Origin of the sequence: Vibrio lentus (assembly GCF_030409755.1) — a bacterium.
GTDB lineage: Bacteria > Pseudomonadota > Gammaproteobacteria > Enterobacterales > Vibrionaceae > Vibrio > Vibrio lentus.
Window position 1 is genome coordinate 837,116 of record NZ_JAUFQE010000002.1, and the last position, 18,754, is coordinate 855,869.

Consider the following 18,754-nt stretch of genomic DNA (forward strand, 5'->3'; position numbering starts at 1 on the left):
ATAACCATTTGTGACGATTCGTCATAAACTTAAGTTTAGCCTAACGTGGTTTTGGTTTTCTTGAGTGTATGACTAAGAATTGTGTCTTTTGTCAGCTTCGGCTGGCTTTTTAAGACACAACTATGACGAATCGTCACAAATGGAGACTGTGATGGAACATGACAGCCAGAAGCCCAATTTAGCTAATAGCTCTGATTCAATGAGTAACCCTGATTCAACTAGTCACCTCGATCTAGCTAATAACCCCGATTTAGAGAGTCAATCGTCCAACTCAGGTCAACAGGCTCATAATCTAGATAACAGTTGGCACTCAATACCGACTAAGCGTTCGTTTATCGTTTTGCTGGTGGTTTTTTCAATCATCATGCTTTCTGCTTTTGGTGCGAAGAACCTCTACTTTAGAGGGGACTACAACATCTTCTTCGAAGGCACCAACAAACAGTTGATGGCGTTCGACGAAATCCAAACCACCTTTGCGAAAACCGACAACCTCGCGATTGTTGTTGCACCTGAAGATGGCAATGTCTTCACCCCAGAAACCCTTACCCTAATTCAAAACCTCACGGTCGATGCGTGGCAGATCCCGTACTCAAGCCGTGTCGACTCGCTTGCTAATTATCAGCATACCGAAGCGGTTGAAGATGACCTCTTGGTCGAAGACCTGCTGTATGAAGAATACGAGCACACGCCCGAGCGAATTGCCAAAGTTAAACAGATCGCCCTCAACGAGCCACTGCTTAAAAACGCACTAGTGTCAGCCTCTGGTGACGTGACGATTGTCAACGTCACCGTGCAATTGCCTGAAGTGGATAAAACTGCCGAAGTGCAAGAAGTGATCGCGGCCATCAATACTATGATCGCCAAGTACCAAGCCGATTACCCGAATGTCGAGTTCCACAAGGCAGGCATCATTGCCATGAACAACGCGTTTATGATGTCGGCTCAAGAAGACAGCTCAACACTCGTTCCGTTAATGCTGCTGGTGGTGTTGGTGTTCCTGACCTTTATGTTGCGCTCATTCTTTAGTGTGGTGGCTACCTTAGTTGTGATTATCTCGTCGATTGTCGCGACCATGGGTTTGTCTGGCTGGGCAGGGATGTTCCTCAGCACCGCGACGGTTAACGTTCCAACCTTGGTATTAACCCTTGCAGTTGCCGATTGTGTTCACGTGATTGTGACCATGAGACAAGCAATGCAGCGCGGGATGGAGAAAGCACAAGCCATTCAATACAGCATTAAGCTTAATGCGATGCCGATCTTAATTACTTCTGTCACCACCGCGATTGGCTTCTTGATGATGAACATGTCGGATTCTCCAGTATTGCGAGACTTCGGTAACTTGTCGGCATTGGGCGTGATCATCGCGTGTTTCCTATCCGTGACCATGCTTCCTGCGCTGTTAAAGCTCTTGCCAGTGAAGACTTTGCCAGCCAATGATGCAGCGGAAAGCAAAGTCACTTTCATGGATAAGCTCGGTGATTTTGTCGTTGCTAACCGCAAAGCTCTGCTGCCTATTTCGACTCTAGTGATAGTGGGTGCTGCCGCGTTAATTCCACTCAACAAAGTGAATGATGAATCGGTGAAGTATTTCGATACCTCAAGTGAATTCAGACAAGCAGCCGACTTCATGGAACAGACCGTAAGTGGCATGACGACCATCAGTATTGCGGTGAAAACCAATGAGTCTCAAGCGATTGCCGACCCTGTGTTCTTACAAGCGATTGGTGACTTTACCGATTGGCTACGCGTACAACCAGAAACCGACCATGTGGCCACACTTTCCGATGTTTACATGCGTTTGAATAAGAATATGCACGGTGACGACGATAGCTACTACCAATTGCCACTTAACCGTGAACTCGCCGCACAATACTTACTGCTTTACGAGATGTCTTTGCCTTATGGCTTGGATTTGAACAACCAAATCAATGTCGATAAATCATCGATCAAAATGGTGCTGACGGTGGACAACCTCGGCAGCGTGGAATTGGTTGAACTCGAAGAGCGCATCTACTCATGGTTTGCCGCTAATGCGCCGCAGTATGAAGTAGTCGCATCCAGTCCATCTCTGATGTTTGCTCACATTGGCGAAACCAACATGGCGAGCATGCTATCAACTCTGCCAATCACCTTAGTGCTTATCTCTGGCCTGATGATCTTTGCATTGCGCTCGGTTCGCTTGGGTGTGATCAGCTTAGTGCCAAACATTGCCCCTGCGATTATCGGCTTTGGTTTATGGGCGCTGATCTCTGGTGAAATTAACTTGGGTTTGTCAGTCGTGGTCACGCTTACATTGGGTATCGTGGTCGATGATGCAGTGCATTTCTTAAGTAAATACCAACGCGCCAGAATGGAAGGGAAATCAGCAGAAGAAGCGGTTCGTTACGCCTTCCACACCGTCGGTCGCGCACTGTGGATCACCACTGTCGTGCTTGTGGCTGGTTTCTCTGTACTAGCGATGTCGAGCTTCAGACTCAATTCGGATATGGGCTTACTCAGCGCGATTGTGATTTTCATTGCGCTAGTAGTCGACTTCATCTTGCTGCCAAGCCTGCTGATGATCTTCGACAAACAGACCCACTATGCAGATAAACCTCAGCACGAATCTAAGCCATCTAAAACAGCACAGCCTAGCTCGACTGGCGAACTGACTACTTCGACCAAATAGGAATCGTCAGCCTGCTGCGGTGGGCTGACTCAAGGAGAAATTTATGAAAAGCGTTAAACAAACTCTCGTTACGACACTATTTACTATGGGCGCGGTATTAGCTTTCCCAGCGTTAGCCGACCCTGCGAAAGGCCTAGAAATTGCCGAGCAACGTAAAGCCGTTGATATGGGGTGGGGCGATTCTGTCGCAACCATGGAAATGCTACTTCGCAACAAACAGGGCGAAAGCAGTACACGCCTAATGCGATTGAAATCGTTAGAAGTGGATGACGATGGTGATAAAGGGCTGACTATTTTTGATGAGCCACGCGACGTAAAAGGCACAGCTTTTCTCAACCATTCACACATCACTAAGTCTGATGACCAATGGTTGTATTTGCCTGCATTGAAACGTGTGAAACGCATCTCTTCACGCAACAAATCGGGCCCGTTTATGGGCAGTGAATTTGCTTACGAAGACTTGAGCTCGTTCGAGTTAGGAAAGTACACCTTCAACTACATTGAAGACGCCAAAATTGAAGGTGTGGATACCTTTGTATTGGAGCAAGTTCCGACCGATAAAAACTCTGGCTACACCATGCAAAAAGTATGGCTAGACCAACAATACTACCGCCCAGTTCAAGTGGAGTTTTACGACCGTAAAGGCGCATTGCTGAAAACTCTATCGTTCCAAGACTACAAACAATACCTAAACCAATACTGGCGCGCACACACCATGTCGATGCAAAACCATCAAACGGGCAAGAGTACGGTATTAACCACGACAGATTTAGCGTTCCAGATCGGTCTTAAGGACAAGGATTTTCAAAAAAACACACTTAAACGTGCAAAGTAAGGCAAGAATATGAAAAGGATTGTGTTAACAGGAACGCAGTTATCTTTAACTTTTGCAGCGACAGTTGGGCTAATGCAGGTGTCGTTGCCATGTGTGGCGGCTGGTTTTAGCTCTGAGTTCGTAGAACAGATTAGTCCGGAACTCGCAGGGCAGGTTAACCTCGAACACAGGCAGTTCTTTAGTGACGGTTTGCAAGGGCAAGATAAAGGACAAAGCTCACTGGTGTTGCAACCAGAGTTTTATTGGGAGCAACAAGAGGGCAACGGCAGCTTTACCTTCACCCCGTTTTATCGCCTAGACAGCGAAGATGATGAGCGCACCCATGGCGACGTTCGTGAAGCTCTGTATCTCAATTATTGGGACGATTACGAATTGCGAGCCGGTGTCGGCAAGGTGTTTTGGGGTGTAACCGAATCGGCGCACTTGGTCGATGTAGTAAACCAAACCGATGCCATTGAATCGGTCGATGGTGAATCGAAATTGGGTCAGCCAATGGTCCACTTCACCTCGATCAAAGACTGGGGAACTATCGATGCCATGTTACTGCCGTATTTTCGTGAGCGTACCTTCGCAGGGGAAGACGGTCGCTTAAGGCCGACAGTGCCTGTATCGGACGATGCGCTTTACGAATCTTCGAGAGAAGAAAAGCACGTCGATGTGGCACTGCGTTATAGCCAAATGTACGGTGATTGGGATGTCGGTTTAAGCTACTTAGGCGGCACAAATCGCGACCCTTATTATCGTGTAGAAGGCAATGAACTCAAGCCGTATTACGCGCAAATGCAGCACTTCGGACTCGATGTGCAAGGCATTATTGGTGACTGGTTATGGAAGCTTGAAAGCATTTATCGCGACAGTTACGACAATCACACAGGCGTCGCGACAGGCTTTGAATACACATGGGTTGGGGCGCTTGAATCGTATTGGGACATTGGCTTCATTGCTGAATACCTGTATGACAGCCGAGGTAACAACGCCCAAACCATCGGTCAAAACGATGTGTTCCTTGGTGCGCGTTTCGCCTTGAACGATGAAGACGGCACCGAAGTACTTACGGGCATCACTCAAGACTTAGATAACAGCGATGTCTACAGTGCCAAGTTGGAAGCATCAAGCCGCATCAATAACAACCTCAAGTGGCGATTGAACGCTTGGTTGTTTGAGAACGAAACCCCAGAAGACTTGTTGTTCTTTGCTCGTAAGGATGACTTTGTTGAGATGGCGTTGGAATACTATTTTTAGTCTTTACAAAAAGTGAGCATTTCCAACAATTTAGCATTTCCAAAAAATTGGCATTTCCAAAAAGTTAATATTAGCTTCATGAGGCGTTCTTCTTAAGGGGAGCGTCTCAAATTTAAGATGAGCCATATTTAGAATGTTCAACGTCGTCTTTTTATAAAGTGGATCAAACAATCAAATAGCCCCACAGGTAAGATGGTTATATTTTTCGAACCTCTATAACCTCCGGATATGCATGTAAATTGTGCTGGTGGTATCGGCCCTAAGGGATTTATGAATTCATTTAATTGGGATAAAAACTTTGAAACAGGCATTGGTGTCGTAGACGAACAACATCAATACCTCGTTGGTTTTATCAATCACTACGGAAACCTGCTGTCAGAGAATACGATCTCTATAGACGACATGAGCGTCGCTTTACTCGACCTCACTCGCTATGCCGAATTTCACTTTAAAGAAGAAGAATCTTTGATGAGAGATTGCGGACTCTATGACTTACACATTGAAGAGCACATCAAAGTGCATCGTGTGTTTATGCAAGATATCTACAGCATGCAAGCTTTCATCTTGGAAGAAGATCAGGCGTCAGCACGTCACCTACTGGACTTCCTCATCCATTGGCTTGCTTATCACATCCTCGGCATCGACCAAAACATGGCGCGACAAGTGGCCGCGATAGAAGAGGGCGCAACACCCCTCCAAGCCTTTGAGGCAGAAGAAAAGCAGCAAGACTCGTCAACCATCCCTTTATTGGCCGCGCTTAAAGGCTTATTTGAACAAGTCTCTGAACGCAACAAACAGTTGTTACGCTTTAATCAGTTACTCGAAGACAAAGTCGAGGAACGTACGGCAGAGTTAAAACAAGCGAATAAGAAACTTGAAGAACTGTCCTTAACAGACTCACTCACTAATTTGCCTAACCGTCGCTGCGCTTTTAAACAGTTGGCCGTGCATTGGCAAGACTCCAAAGAACTTGGTGTGCCTTTAGTGTGCATTATGATTGATGCCGACCACTTCAAGCGCATTAATGACACCAGTGGCCATGATGCAGGCGATTTGGTGCTAAAAACCCTCTCGCGCGAACTGAAAAACACATTCCGCAACGATGATATTGTGTGCCGATTAGGGGGCGATGAATTCTTGGTGATTTGTCCTGATACCGATCTTAAAGGGGGCATGCACATCGCGGAAACGACTCGACAGAAAGTGTCTGAATTAGAGGTCGAGACCGGCAACCAAGCTTGGATTGGCAGCATTAGTGTCGGTGTGGCTGAAATGACCCAAGAATTCGAAACCATGAATGAATTGATTAAAGCGGCTGATGAGTCCGTTTATTTAGCGAAAAACGCGGGGAAGAACAGCGTTTGTTCGATTCAGATTTAGATCTCGATTTACTTAAGATTTAGAACCATAGCTCTCGTCAGTTTTAGCGCTCAGTTTATTTTAAATCTAAAACCTAGCTCGCTTTATTTTTTGAGCGCTATTTGCTTCCAAATTAAGGAGTGGTACCAGTAATTGTTCCACTTCTTCCTACTCCTCATTAATATCCTGTTAAATTTGCCGTGTTTTTAGTCAATAACTTGCTCTTTTAGCGATTCAATTTGGCATTGGTAGCGTGTTTGATTACTATGTGTAGCTATCTAAAAAAACTAATCATCCGATACGGACACTACCAACTGGTAGATGAGGAAATGATGCAACATCTAGAAGAGATCATTGCTAATGCAACGACTGCTATTGATACAGCAGATTCGTTAGTCGCACTTGATGAAGTGCGAGTTCAGTATTTAGGTAAGAAGGGTGAATTAACTCTTCAACTACAAAGCCTAGGTAAACTTCCACCTGAAGAGCGTCGCACTGCTGGTCAAGAGATCAACAAAGCGAAAGGTGCTGTTCAACAAGCGATCGCAGCTCGCAAAGACGCACTACAACGTGCAGAGCTTGAAGCGAAACTAGCTGAAGAAACTATCGATGTGAGCCTACCAGGTCGTCGCATCGAGAACGGTGGTCTTCACCCAGTTACTCGCACAGTTGAGCGTATCGAACAGTTCTTTGGTGAGCTTGGCTTTAGCACTGAGTCTGGCCCTGAGATCGAAGATGCATTCCACAACTTTGATGCACTAAACATCGCAGACGATCACCCAGCTCGTACTGATCACGATACTTTCTTCTTCAACCCTGATCTAATGCTACGTACGCACACTTCTGGTGTTCAAATCCGTACGATGGAAAACGGCAAACCGCCATTCCGCTTCATTGCTCCGGGTCGTGTTTACCGTAACGACTACGATCAAACTCACACGCCAATGTTCCACCAAGTGGAAGGTATGTTAGTTGATGAGAACGTAAACTTCGCACAACTTAAAGGCATTCTTAACGATTTCCTTTGTAACTTCTTTGAAGAAGAAGTTGAAGTGCGTTTCCGTCCTTCATTCTTCCCGTTCACAGAGCCTTCAGCTGAAGTTGACGTGAAACGTAAAGATGGCAAATGGCTAGAAGTTCTAGGCTGTGGCATGGTTCACCCTAACGTACTTCGCTCTGTTGGCATCGACCCTGAGAAATACTCTGGTTTTGCATTCGGTATGGGTGTAGAGCGTCTAACGATGCTTCGTTACGGCGTAAATGACCTTCGTGCGTTCTTCGAGAACGACCTTCGTTTCCTTAAACAATTCAAGTAATCCGGGGCAGTCAAAACTATGAAATTCAGTGAATCTTGGCTACGCGAGTGGGTTAAACCTGCAATTAACAGCGAAGAGCTAGCTCACCAAATCACTATGGCTGGTTTGGAAGTTGACGATGTAGAACCTGTTGCTGGTGAATTCACCGGCGTTAAAGTAGGTAAAGTGGTTGAGTGCGGTCAGCACCCAGACGCAGACAAACTACAAGTTACAAAAATTGATATCGGCGAAGAAGAGCTTTTAGACATCGTTTGTGGTGCATCTAACTGTCGTCTTGGCCTAACTGTAGCAGTAGCAACGGTTGGCGCAGTACTTCCTGGTGACTTCAAAATCAAGAAAGCAAAACTACGTGGCGTTCCATCGCACGGCATGCTTTGTTCTTTCTCTGAGCTAGGTATCGACGTAGAGTCTGACGGCATCCTTGAGCTACCAGAAGGCACAACGCTAGGTATGGACGTACGTGAGCTTCTAGAGCTTAACGACGTAACTATCGACGTAGACCTAACAGCAAACCGCGCAGACTGCTTCAGCATCCGTGGCCTTGCTCGTGAAGTTGGCGTACTAAACCGCGCAGACGTTACAGAGCCAACAGTTGACGCTGTTGCAACAAGCATTGAAGACACAGTATCTGTTGAAATTAAAGCAACTGATGCTTGTCCACGTTACCTTGGCCGTGTGGTTAAGAACGTAAACGTGAAAGCGGAATCTCCAATCTGGATGCAAGAAAAACTGCGCCGTTGTGGTATCCGTTCAATCGACCCAGTTGTAGACATCACAAACTACGTGATGCTAGAGCAAGGCCAACCAATGCACGCATTTGATCTTGCTAAGATCGAAGGCGGTATCGTAGTTCGTCTAGCAGAGCAGGGCGAAAAGCTAACACTTCTAGATGGCAACGAAGCTGAACTAAACAGCAACACACTTGTTATCGCAGACCAAAACAAAGCACTAGCAATCGCTGGTATCTTTGGCGGTCAAGATTCAGGTGTTACTACTGAAACAACTGACGTACTTCTTGAAGCTGCATTCTTCGCACCGGATCACATCCGTGGTCGCGCACGTGCTTACGGCCTTCACACAGATTCTTCTCTACGTTTCGAACGTGGTGTTGATTCAACTCTACAAGCAGCAGCAATGGAGCGTGCAACACAGCTTCTAGTTGAAATCTGCGGTGGTGAAGTTGCGCCAGTAAACGGCAGCGAATCTGAAGCTGATCTACCAAAAGCAAACGTAGTTGCTCTACGTCGCGCTAAGCTAGACAGCCTACTAGGTCACGAAATCCCATCTACAGACGTAGTGGAAATTCTTACTCGCCTAGGTTGTGAAGTTGAGACTACGGACGCAGGTTGGACGGCAACGTCTCCATCTTGGCGTTTTGATATCGCAATCGAGCAAGACCTAATTGAAGAAGTAGGTCGTATCTACGGTTACGATAACATTCCAAACCAAGCGCCTAAAGCGGCACTTAAAATGAATGACCACAAAGAAGCTAACCAACCGCTTAAGCGCGTTCGTGACCTTCTTGTAGACCGTGGCTACCACGAAGCAATCACATACAGCTTCGTAGAACCAGAACAGCAAAAACTTGTTGTACCTGGTGTTGAGCCGCTAATCCTGCCATTCCCAATCTCTGCGGACATGTCAGCAATGCGTCTTGGCCTAATCCAAGGTCTTCTAAACACAGTTGTTCACAACCAGAAGCGTCAACAGTCTCGCGTTCGTCTATTCGAATCAGGCCTACGTTTCATCCCTGAAGCAACAGCTGAAAACGGCATGCGCCAAGAAATGATGCTTGCGGGCGTTATCTCTGGTACTCGTGGCGAAGAGCACTGGGACATGGCAACTAACACTGTAGATTTCTTCGATCTTAAAGGTGACCTAGAAGCTGTTCTTGAGCTTTCTGCAAACGAAATCGCATACAGCTTCAAATCTGCTAAGCACCCAGCACTTCACCCAGGTCAAACTGCGGCTATCGTAGTAGACGGCAAAGAAGTGGGTATCATTGGTACTGTTCACCCAGAACTAGAGCGTAAGTTTGGTCTTAACGGCCGTACTATCGTATTCGAAATCGAATGGGCAGCTATCAACACTCGCGTGCTTCCAGAAGCAGTAGCCGTATCTAAGTTCCCTGCAAACCGTCGTGATATCGCAGTAGTTGTTGACGAAGCAGTAGCTTCTGGCGACATCGTAGAAGCGTGTATCGCAGCTGGTGGCGAATTCCTAACAGGCGCTAAACTGTTCGACGTATACGTTGGTCAAGGCGTTGAAGAAGGTAAGAAGAGCCTAGCAATCGCACTTAGCCTACAGTCTGTAGAGCGCACACTTGAAGATGCAGACATCGCTGGTTCAGTAGATGCTATCGTAGCTTCAATCTCAGAGAAATTCGGCGCAGCACTTCGCGACTAATCTCTTCTGATAGATAGAAAAATCAAAGGCCTCGCATTGCGAGGCCTTTTTGTTTTAAGTTATTGATTATATTGGTTTTCTATCTTTCAGTTCGGCATGCCTGCAAGTTATACCATGTTAAACGTTCCTTTGATTTTTAGCGAAGACAAAAAGGACAGATAACATGGGTAGATACAAGTACAAGTAAACATCCCACGTTATGTAGAAGAAAGGACGTGTGGAACAGCAACGATCAGCGCTGGGCTCGACAAAAAGTCCCCTCTTAGGTACTAATGTAAAGCTACCTTCTTTAAGTGGTAATAGCTTACTTTGAAAGGGAGAGTACAAGTATATGTAGGCTTGGTACTTGGTTGCAATGAGTTCGCTTGTCAATTTACGGAGCTAAGAAAGTTTGTTAAAAAGTTTTAGCTAAAGCAAAAATAGAATCCTCCCATCTATCTATATGAAAGCAAAGTCTCGACTTATAGTTAAAAAAATGCAACTGATAGCACTGTGCGTGGTAGAATTTCGTATCGACATTTTTGAAACTACAGTCCATGCCGGATTGATTAGAATTCATGTAGGAGTACAAGTTGTTTGACCAATCATTTTCTGTCAAAAATTTTAGAAAAATATACGACATTGATCGACAAAATAAAGGAAGGATTGAAGCTGATTACTTTCCTGAAGCATACAAGGCTAGATTGAAAATCAATCAATTGAAAAAGCTTGTTAAGATATTAGTAAATAAGAAAAAAGTAGGTCAGATAACTGCCGAAAGATTTCAAGTTAGGAAAGATAAGTTTAATGAACTTATAATTAAAAGAAACGAGCAGTATAACGAATTAATAAATGAAAATCTTAAAAATATCGTAAGTACTGTCGGAAAAAAAGGATATTCCCTGCCTTTAACAAAACTATCAAATCAAGTTAGAAATAAAGATGTTTTTTCTATAGGAAATAATGTTGAGGCTATTTTTGTTTCAAAGCATATTCAATATACTTTAGGGTCTCTTTTTAATGTAAGTATTAACCATAGAGATTTGATTGTTAGTAGGTTAAGTACATTAGCTAAAGATACTAGCCCAAAATATATAGTTAGAGCAGATATAGAGAGTTTTTACGAGTCGATTTGTCATAAAAAATTACTAAATATATTACATTCATCTCCTAAGTTGTCTGTAACTCCGAGAAGAGTTATTACACAATTAATAAGAGAATTTAGTCGGGTTATAGGAAAAGATGTAGGACTGCCTAGGGGAGTAGGATTAAGTTCCTATTTATCTGAGGTTTACATGAATGATGTAGATGATAAGATTGGACGGTTACAGGATATTACATATTATGAAAGATATGTTGACGATTTGATTGTTATTTTCTCTCCAACTAAAACAGAAAATACCACCGAGTATATTAAAAAAATTGACGCTATAGTCAAATATAAAGGTCTAAAATTAAATAGTAAAACAAGCGAAATAGACTTATACAAGCAAGACAACGGTTCGTTTGATTATCTTGGTTATAAATTCAAATTATCATCTGGCTCTTGTGAGATAAGATTGAGTAATAATAAATGTAAAAAAATTAGAGATAGAGTAATAAAATCGTTTGATGAGTACAATAATACATTACATAAAACCCCAGGAAAGGCATACAAAAATCTAATAATAAGACTTAGATTCTTAACTGGTAATACCCGGCTGTATAATAGTAAGTCAAAAGCATTTGTTGGAGTATACTTTAGTAATAAGTTTATAAACTCAACTTCAGATTTAAAAGGCCTTGACCACTTTCTTTATTCCCAAGCGAATAATCTACAAGACCACAAGTTAAAGAAAAGGATAAATAAGTTATCTTTTGAAAATGGATTCGATCAGAAAATTTTCTATCGAAGAACTAAGTAATATGTCAAAGGTATGGAAGAATGTCTAAAAAAGCACTATCTATTAACTTTCCGGTAGAAAGAGCTGTTCTTTCAGATTTTCTTCCATTTGAGGTTCCAATTACATTTTCGAATAGACATTATTACAGTTTTCTAGTAAAAAACAAAATAAAACATGATGGTTTAAACTTCAGTTGGATTACAGAAGATGAAGCTTTAAATAAGTTAATACTTATTCTATTAGGCCTTGAACAATCTACGACATTAGTTGAAATAAATATAGATGGAATTTCGTTTACTAAAACAGATATAAAATATCCAAATTTACCAAGTATAGCTTTTACATTTCCTATCTCTCATAAGCATAATAGGTATCGATATTTATCGGTTATTCACCCTAAAGGGCAGGTGTTAGGAGTTGACTTCTACGACAAGTATAGAGACATCATTACTTACTATTCAGATCTTAGTCCTCTTAGCTTAAGATCCGCAAAAAAAGTAGCTGGGTGCACTTACATAGACACAAAATCTTTAATAGAGAGTTATGATAATGATGACATTGGTATTGAACTAGATGGCCAGAACTACGAAAATTTAAAGTCCTTCTTTGTTTATAAAAAGTATAAGAATATTTTTGAGTTTTACGAATCTCCAGATCATCATTGGTGTGAAAAACGCTTCAATTTCCTATCGAAACTAGATGTTTCTCATTGTTTTGATTCGATTTATACTCACTCAATTGCTTGGGCTGTTTCAACAAAAAGTTATGCAAAACAAAATCTAAATAAGACGAAATCAACATTTTCTTTTAAGTTCGATCAACTTATGCAGAGATTAAATTACAATGAAACTAATGGGATATTGATAGGGCCTGAGCTTTCTAGAATCTTCGCTGAAATTATAATGCAGTCAATTGACAATAATGTTGTCTACAATTTAAATGAAAATGGACTGTTACTGGGTGAAGATTATCAAATTTATCGTTATGTTGATGATTATTTCATTTTTTATAATGATAGTAATGTTTTTGACAAAGTAAAGCATAATCTACAAACCGATTTAAGGTCATATAAATTAGGGTTAAATAGTCATAAAGAAGAGACGTATTCAAGACCGATAATAACACCAATTACAATCGCAAAAAAGAAAATAGCAGATCTTATTTCAGAGAAAATAAAATATAATAAAGAATCAAATGAAGGAGTTGATGAATATAATATCTATATCCACCAAAGCAGTTTATCTACCGACTTTAAGTCTATTGTTTCTGATTCAGGTATTACGTATTCGGATATATTGAACTATGCTCTTTCTATAATTGAAAAGAAAGTTAAGAAAATATTTAAAGATTATATTGATATAAATGATAGTGAGTCTAAAGAAAGGCAAATTATAAATGCTCTTGTATCAGTGGTTAATTTTTCATACTTTATCTACTCCGTATCACCTAAAGTGAACAGCACAATAAAGTTATGTAGAATAATACAGAGGATAATTTTGTTTATTAAAGATAATAAGTTGGGTGTTGAATACCAGCATATAATATTTAAATGTATCTTTGATAACTCATGTTCTATTTTGGATAAATATTCTATAAGCAAGGCTACACCAATTGAAACACTATATTTGTTAGTTTTAATACGACAGTTGGGTAAGTACTATTGGTTAGATGAATTTACGTTGATTAAATATTTTAATATAAAAGATAATGGTCACGAGCTGATTTTTGATGATCATCTTAATTATTTTTCAATAACATCACTTCTTTTCTACATAAGTGACAAAAAGAGATATACCTTCATTAAGGAAGGGCTAATTAAACATATTGAATATATTTATGAATCAAAGAATGACTCGTTATTAGATGAATCGGAAATGGTTCATTTAACATTAGACCTCATTTCATGCCCGTATGTTAGCCTCTCTTTCAAGAAGAGTTTACTTTCTAGATACGATATAGAGAAGAGCTTAGTAAAGCGAATTATTTCGAAGAACAAGTTTTGGTTTACGAAGTGGAATGAGTTTGATTTTGCAAAAGAACTGGACGCAAAGCTAAGTAAAGACGTATACTAATTGCATAGCGCATCAGGTAACCTTAATGGTTGTTGGCAACCACACACACCAGCGCACAAGGGTATAACTGTCCTACGCATGGAGGTTTTACTTGGAAAGATTAACCTGAGTTTTTCCGTTGCGACGACTCCCTACTACTATAGCTTTAGGCCTATGTAGTAGGGAGGACTCAAAGCTATTAAACTTGATAAACTTCAAGCTCCATTCCTTAATCTCTTCTATTAGTTTTACAATCTAATTACTTTCTGTAAGTCACGCTGATACAAACTATATATTTAGTTAGGCACTTTAAACTCTGCCCTAATGTTTCTAGTTTGAATTATACTTTATTATCACTCTTGACCCGTCTACAACTTCACACTTTATAGTGACTATATTGATTGAGAGGGGCGCTTTCTGTGTTCCCTCTAAAGTAAGTAGAGAGACACTATGAAACGTTTAATTCTAAACATCACATTCTTGGTATTCATGGTACTTGGTAGCTTTAATGCCATGGCTCATGACTCAATGGTTAAGTACGGTATTGCGATATCTCACGATGGTGAGCAAATTGCGTATGGCAAAAGTGGGAGCGGGGATACGGCACTGATCCTCATTCACGGTTGGAGCTTAGACAGCAGGCTTTGGCAAAACCAAGTGAGTGAGTTTTCAAAGCAGTACCAAGTGATCACCATGGACTTAGCAGGGCACGGTAACTCGTCGTTCAACCGCGAAGAGTACACCATGGTTGCGTTCGCTGAAGACATCAAAGCCGTAATCGAGAAAGAACAACTCGAATCCATCATCTTAGTTGGCCATTCCATGGCGGGTGGTGTTATTGCAGAAGCCGCTAAAATGATGCCGAAAAGAGTGAAGGGCATTATTGGTGTCGACACGTCGCAAAACGTCGCTCTAGCGGTTTCACAAAGCGACCTAGATGCAATGACCAAACCTTTTGAAGCAGACTTTCAAGCGGGCATTACTATGTTCGTGAAAGACTCGCTACCAAAAGACGTAGACGCAGATTTACTTTACTGGGTAACGCAAGATATGGCCTCAGCGCCTCCAGTTATCGCAATAAACCAGTTTCGCCATTATCTAGGCCAATACGTGACAGGCGAAGCACACCGCGTGTATGAGAACGTGAATGTGCCAGTAATATTGGTTAATGCTCGCCTATGGCCAACGGACTCAGAAGCGAACAAGAAACACATCAAAGATTACAGCATTTACTACATTGAAGACTCAGGTCACTTCCCAATGCTAGAGCAACCACAGCAATTCAACACAACGTTAATGAAAGCGGTGAAGTCAGTGAAGTAGGGCAGTTGTATTTATTAAAAGCCGTTAGATAGATAAAACTAAGGCCTCGCGATTGCGAGGCCTTTTTGTTAGGTGGAGGTTCTAAATTTGGATTGGAAATGAGTGAATACGACACTTCAGTGATACCTCCAGCCCAACTAGATAAAAAGCATCCTATACTACGACATGATATGAAATTTGATGCTTTAGTTATTAAAAATGAAAAGTAACTAAGCTGAGAGCACGCAAAAGGAACAGACGATGCTGAATAGACTTTTTTCAACTAAATTAAAAATCACCTTCACACTTACGTGTCTTTCCTTCACTATCGCGGGATGTGAGAGCACAGTGGACTTTGGTAAAGCTTCTTCTTCCGAACACAAGCTTGATGCAATACTAACATGGCACGACGACATCAAGCCGGACAACACTTATTTTGCCTACTCGGTAGAAATAGTCCCACTCCCAGAGCTTGAAGCTATGCTGAGTTGCGATAAAGGAACAGGCACTCCATTTTCAGATCTGAAACAAACGCATGGACTCATTTTATCGCCAGCAACCCCTAGTAATTCCACACAAACGAACAATACTATTAACCTTGCCCAAGCCGTCGTGGTGTTTAAAAAAAACAAGACCAATTGCACTACTAAAGCACTAAACAGACACCTAACGCCTTATCAGACAATCAAAGACACCAACTATCAAGTAAACCGAGTAAATTACTCAAGCAGTGAATATGAAGTGGACTATGGAGTCTTAATATCGACTATTAGCGTTGGAACACAGCTTGCCACTGGTACGCCGTTCGTATTTAATGAAGAAAACAGCAAAACAATTCAACAAGCAACCAACGCGTTAGACTCAGCTCTTTCCCAGTGGATGAAAGATAATCGTCAATCCTACACTACAACGCCTAGCCCCTTGTTGGCATACAGTAATGGAGTTCACGTCCCATACAAACTGTCCATACCCATCAAATATATTAACGACGGTGAAACAACCATCATCGGACACGTTATAGTCAAACCAAAGTTTCTCAGAACGGTTTGGCTAAATCGTGCAGAGAGTGTCAATTTACCCGTAATCAAGTACAGCGATGTTAAGACTAAAGACCTAAGTAATAACGCCCTACTTATTGAAGGCAATTCGACTTATAACAATTACATTGATTCTAAAGGGAAGGGTCAACTGTCGCTATCTGACATCACAATCTTAGGTCAGGACATAGACTGGAGCAATCCAGAGACAACTCAGGTTAAAACAGCAAATGAGACCCTCACTGAAATTTGCAAAGGAACAAAGACTATACTTTCAAATGTTGGCCTTCATGAATACGACCAACATTTACTACTCGTACAAAGACTTGAAGAATCGGAACTCTGGCAACACCGGCTAACAGAGCTACCGGAAGCTCCAGCAGAATCAAATAAGTCTCGCCTAAATCAAATTCGTCAAGAATTGAATGAGCTTACCCCTAGGGAGAACATCGACCTATCAAGCTGCTTGGATTACAGCATATTGGCAAAACAGGAATACCCAGTCATTACACAAGAAGCTTTCCATATAGCTTTGAAAAAAGTGAACGATCAGATAGTGAAAGATAAGAGCCACGTAGAATATTTTGATACCGAAATAGGGCAAGCTTTTAATACACAAGAGATCAGAAATGGCAATGAAATAAGTAAAGACAAACCCCATTATATAAACATTCTGCAAAATCGCCTGTTTCTCCCAGACGACGCGACGGTAGAGTTCCAAGATAATAGAGATTACCAACCCGAGAATTGGCAGTATTCTTCAGATAATAAAGAAATCTTAACCAGTGAAGTGTTAATGAGCCGATTTTGGGATATGAATATCTTTCTATACGGTTGCTATTTACAACCGAAAATAAAATTCCTCAATGGTTCTGAAGTAGATACTAATGCAGTTAGAGCACTTTACTTCACTAGGAGTCAACATATTGGGTCGATCACTTTCCAATACAGTGGGGATAATACGTCTTTGTTACGAGCAGTAACTCTCGATCCAGTTTACAACAACAGTATCAACCTCACTCAAGTAGAAAATTACAATTTTAAATCAGACACTAGTTGCATGAAAGGTCCCTACCCAAAAATCAAGAGTGTTCTAGGTGCTTCAAAATCAACCGCTGTAGCAATTCTAGACTATTAACAAACTAAAATGGGTCGTTCAGCGGCCCCTTCTTCTTAACAACCTCTAGCAACCTTTGTTTTTTATTTCGTACCTTCAAATTCTTGTAAACCAATTCCGCCATTATCTAGGCCAATACGTGACAGGTGAAGCCCACCGCGTGTATGAGAACGTGAATGTGCCAGTAATCTTAGTGAACGCTCGCCTATGGCCAACCGATTCAGAAGCGAACAAGAAACACATCAAGGATTACAGCATTTACTACATTGAAGACTCTGGTCACTTCCCAATGCTTGAGCAACCACAGCAGTTCAACACAACGTTGATGAAAGCGGTTAAGTCAGTGAAGTAGGGCGCTGTAGTTGTTAAAGGATGGATGTAATCGTTGATAGATAAAACTAAGGCCTCGCGTGTGCGAGGCCTTAGTTTTCTGAGTCAAATCGATGGAATCTGTCAATCTGATAGAGTCCATTATTTTTTGTCTTGAGAGTCTTTATATTTCTTTGCAATCCACTCATGCAAATGAAGCCCCGTTTGACGCTTTAAGAATACAGTGATGCCAGCTAAAATTAACAGTCCAATTATTGTGCCCATAATCATCTCCACGCTTTGTCATTTTTTAAATTCAGTTTAATCAATATGTTAGTGTTTTGATTAATCCATTGATTTCATCATTTTATCTATATTAAGCCCACCAAGATCCTCGAGGTTATTCTTAATCTCTTCATCGATTGATAGCTGGCGTTCCACTTTCTTTATTTCCTTCTCAAGAAACTTTTCAACTTCTTGAGATACGTTGAACATTAAGCCTTGTTCACGCGCTGCTTTTCTCGCTCGTTTAAGACGAACATCTAAGTCTGATGAGATTTTGATGTTCAGTGATACTTTGGATTGTTTTTTCTGTAATGACATATCGATTCTCAACTTTATCTAAAAAATACTATATATTTTTCTACCTTTTTAGCAAGAAATTTTGAGGTTGACGGATTCAGAAGCGAACAAGAAACACATCAAGGATTACAGCATTTATTACATTGAAGATTGAGGCTACTTCCCAAAGCTAGAGCAATCAGACCAGTTCAATACAACGTTGATGAAAGCGATTAAGTCAGTGAAGTAGGGCGGTTGCACGTGAGAATAGGCTGATAATCCCCTCCTAACCTCCCCTTGGTTTACATCTCCAATCTCTTGTTGGTAATGGGAAAGGGGAGGAACTGAATACCAATCGCTACATGTGCTGCTATATGTTCAGCGCCAAAGAATGTTCTCCCCCTCAACCTTATATCTCAAGAGATCGGGTCACTCCATTCGAGGGGGAGCTAGAGGGGGAGGCTTTGGTCTACTAGAACCATTCACACAACGTTGATGAAAGGGGTGCAGTCAGTGAAGTAAGGCGCTGTAGCTGTTAAAGGATGGATGTTCATTCTATAGATAAAACTAAGGCCTAGCGTGTGTGAGGCCTTTTTGTTCGTTGGAGATTTTGCTAGATACATTCATTTCAATTTGCGAGTCATACCCGCGTCTTTCACTCGTTTATGGTCCTTAAACGACAGCCTCAT

General features: G+C 41.7%; 12 protein-coding genes and 2 pseudogenes. 12 read left to right on the top strand and 2 right to left on the bottom strand.

All coding sequences use genetic code 11. The features are described from left to right. The first annotated feature begins 88 nt into the window (after positions 1-88). From QWZ07_RS12130 to QWZ07_RS12180, 11 genes and pseudogenes are all read left to right on the top strand, one after another. Positions 89-2,668 (top strand): efflux RND transporter permease subunit, encoded by a 2,580-nt coding sequence (locus tag QWZ07_RS12130; RefSeq protein WP_192853060.1) that lies wholly within the window; start codon positions 89-91, stop codon positions 2,666-2,668. A gap of 43 nt (positions 2,669-2,711) precedes the next feature. Next, the gene (locus QWZ07_RS12135) at positions 2,712-3,503 is read left to right on the top strand and encodes an outer membrane lipoprotein-sorting protein (protein WP_192853061.1); all 792 of its coding nucleotides are present in this window, start codon (positions 2,712-2,714) and stop codon (positions 3,501-3,503) included. Positions 3,504-3,512: 9 nt separating this feature from the next. Beyond that, complete coding sequence (locus QWZ07_RS12140) at positions 3,513-4,745, top strand: hypothetical protein (protein ID WP_192853062.1); 1,233 nt, start codon at positions 3,513-3,515, stop codon at positions 4,743-4,745. 270 nt (positions 4,746-5,015) lie between these two features. Continuing rightward, positions 5,016-6,125, top strand: a complete 1,110-nt coding sequence (locus QWZ07_RS12145; protein WP_017109718.1) for a GGDEF domain-containing protein — start codon at positions 5,016-5,018, stop codon at positions 6,123-6,125. 311 nt (positions 6,126-6,436) lie between these two features. Then, entirely contained in the window at positions 6,437-7,420 is a 984-nt protein-coding gene (pheS, locus tag QWZ07_RS12150) for a phenylalanine--tRNA ligase subunit alpha (protein ID WP_004734764.1), read from the top strand. An 18-nt stretch (positions 7,421-7,438) separates the two neighbouring features. Continuing rightward, positions 7,439-9,826, top strand: coding sequence for a phenylalanine--tRNA ligase subunit beta (gene pheT, locus QWZ07_RS12155; RefSeq protein ID WP_192853063.1), 2,388 nt, complete (start codon positions 7,439-7,441; stop codon positions 9,824-9,826). Between the two features lie 572 nt (positions 9,827-10,398). Beyond that, positions 10,399-11,709 (top strand): antiviral reverse transcriptase Drt3a, encoded by a 1,311-nt coding sequence (gene drt3a, locus QWZ07_RS12160; RefSeq protein WP_225998438.1) that lies wholly within the window; start codon positions 10,399-10,401, stop codon positions 11,707-11,709. A gap of 20 nt (positions 11,710-11,729) precedes the next feature. Beyond that, positions 11,730-13,760, top strand: coding sequence for an antiviral reverse transcriptase Drt3b (drt3b, locus tag QWZ07_RS12165; RefSeq protein WP_046208882.1), 2,031 nt, complete (start codon positions 11,730-11,732; stop codon positions 13,758-13,760). Positions 13,761-14,189: 429 nt separating this feature from the next. Next, positions 14,190-15,062 carry an alpha/beta fold hydrolase gene (locus tag QWZ07_RS12170; protein WP_192853064.1) on the top strand — a complete coding sequence of 291 codons (873 nt, stop codon included), beginning with the start codon at positions 14,190-14,192 and terminating at the stop codon, positions 15,060-15,062. 240 nt (positions 15,063-15,302) lie between these two features. Further along, on the top strand, positions 15,303-17,216 hold the full coding sequence (locus tag QWZ07_RS12175) for a hypothetical protein (RefSeq protein ID WP_192853065.1): 1,914 nt from the start codon (positions 15,303-15,305) through the stop codon (positions 17,214-17,216). Between the two features lie 85 nt (positions 17,217-17,301). Continuing rightward, a pseudogene (locus QWZ07_RS12180) lies at positions 17,302-17,547 on the top strand (alpha/beta fold hydrolase); the annotation flags it as partial. Positions 17,548-17,666: 119 nt separating this feature from the next. Here the strand turns inward: QWZ07_RS12180 and QWZ07_RS12185 are convergent. Together QWZ07_RS12185 and QWZ07_RS12190 are read right to left on the bottom strand one after the other, a co-directional pair. Then, positions 17,667-17,789 (bottom strand): hypothetical protein, encoded by a 123-nt coding sequence (locus tag QWZ07_RS12185; RefSeq protein WP_261890851.1) that lies wholly within the window; start codon positions 17,787-17,789, stop codon positions 17,667-17,669. A gap of 60 nt (positions 17,790-17,849) precedes the next feature. Then, positions 17,850-18,107 carry a hypothetical protein gene (locus tag QWZ07_RS12190; RefSeq protein WP_017085640.1) on the bottom strand — a complete coding sequence of 86 codons (258 nt, stop codon included), beginning with the start codon at positions 18,105-18,107 and terminating at the stop codon, positions 17,850-17,852. Positions 18,108-18,177: 70 nt separating this feature from the next. Here QWZ07_RS12190 and QWZ07_RS12195 point away from each other — a divergent pair. Next, positions 18,178-18,315, top strand: a pseudogene (locus QWZ07_RS12195) (alpha/beta fold hydrolase); the annotation flags it as partial. Positions 18,316-18,754 lie beyond the last annotated feature (439 nt).

Coding starts and splice junctions, on each gene's coding strand:
- QWZ07_RS12135 (WP_192853061.1), top strand. CDS start 2,712: ATGAAAAGCGTTAAACAAACTCTCGTTACGACACTATTTACTATGGGC.
- QWZ07_RS12140 (WP_192853062.1), top strand. CDS start 3,513: ATGAAAAGGATTGTGTTAACAGGAACGCAGTTATCTTTAACTTTTGCA.
- QWZ07_RS12145 (WP_017109718.1), top strand. CDS start 5,016: ATGAATTCATTTAATTGGGATAAAAACTTTGAAACAGGCATTGGTGTC.
- pheS (WP_004734764.1), top strand. CDS start 6,437: ATGCAACATCTAGAAGAGATCATTGCTAATGCAACGACTGCTATTGAT.
- pheT (WP_192853063.1), top strand. CDS start 7,439: ATGAAATTCAGTGAATCTTGGCTACGCGAGTGGGTTAAACCTGCAATT.
- drt3b (WP_046208882.1), top strand. CDS start 11,730: ATGTCTAAAAAAGCACTATCTATTAACTTTCCGGTAGAAAGAGCTGTT.
- QWZ07_RS12170 (WP_192853064.1), top strand. CDS start 14,190: ATGAAACGTTTAATTCTAAACATCACATTCTTGGTATTCATGGTACTT.
- QWZ07_RS12175 (WP_192853065.1), top strand. CDS start 15,303: ATGCTGAATAGACTTTTTTCAACTAAATTAAAAATCACCTTCACACTT.
- QWZ07_RS12185 (WP_261890851.1), bottom strand. CDS start 17,789: ATGGGCACAATAATTGGACTGTTAATTTTAGCTGGCATCACTGTATTC.
- QWZ07_RS12190 (WP_017085640.1), bottom strand. CDS start 18,107: ATGTCATTACAGAAAAAACAATCCAAAGTATCACTGAACATCAAAATC.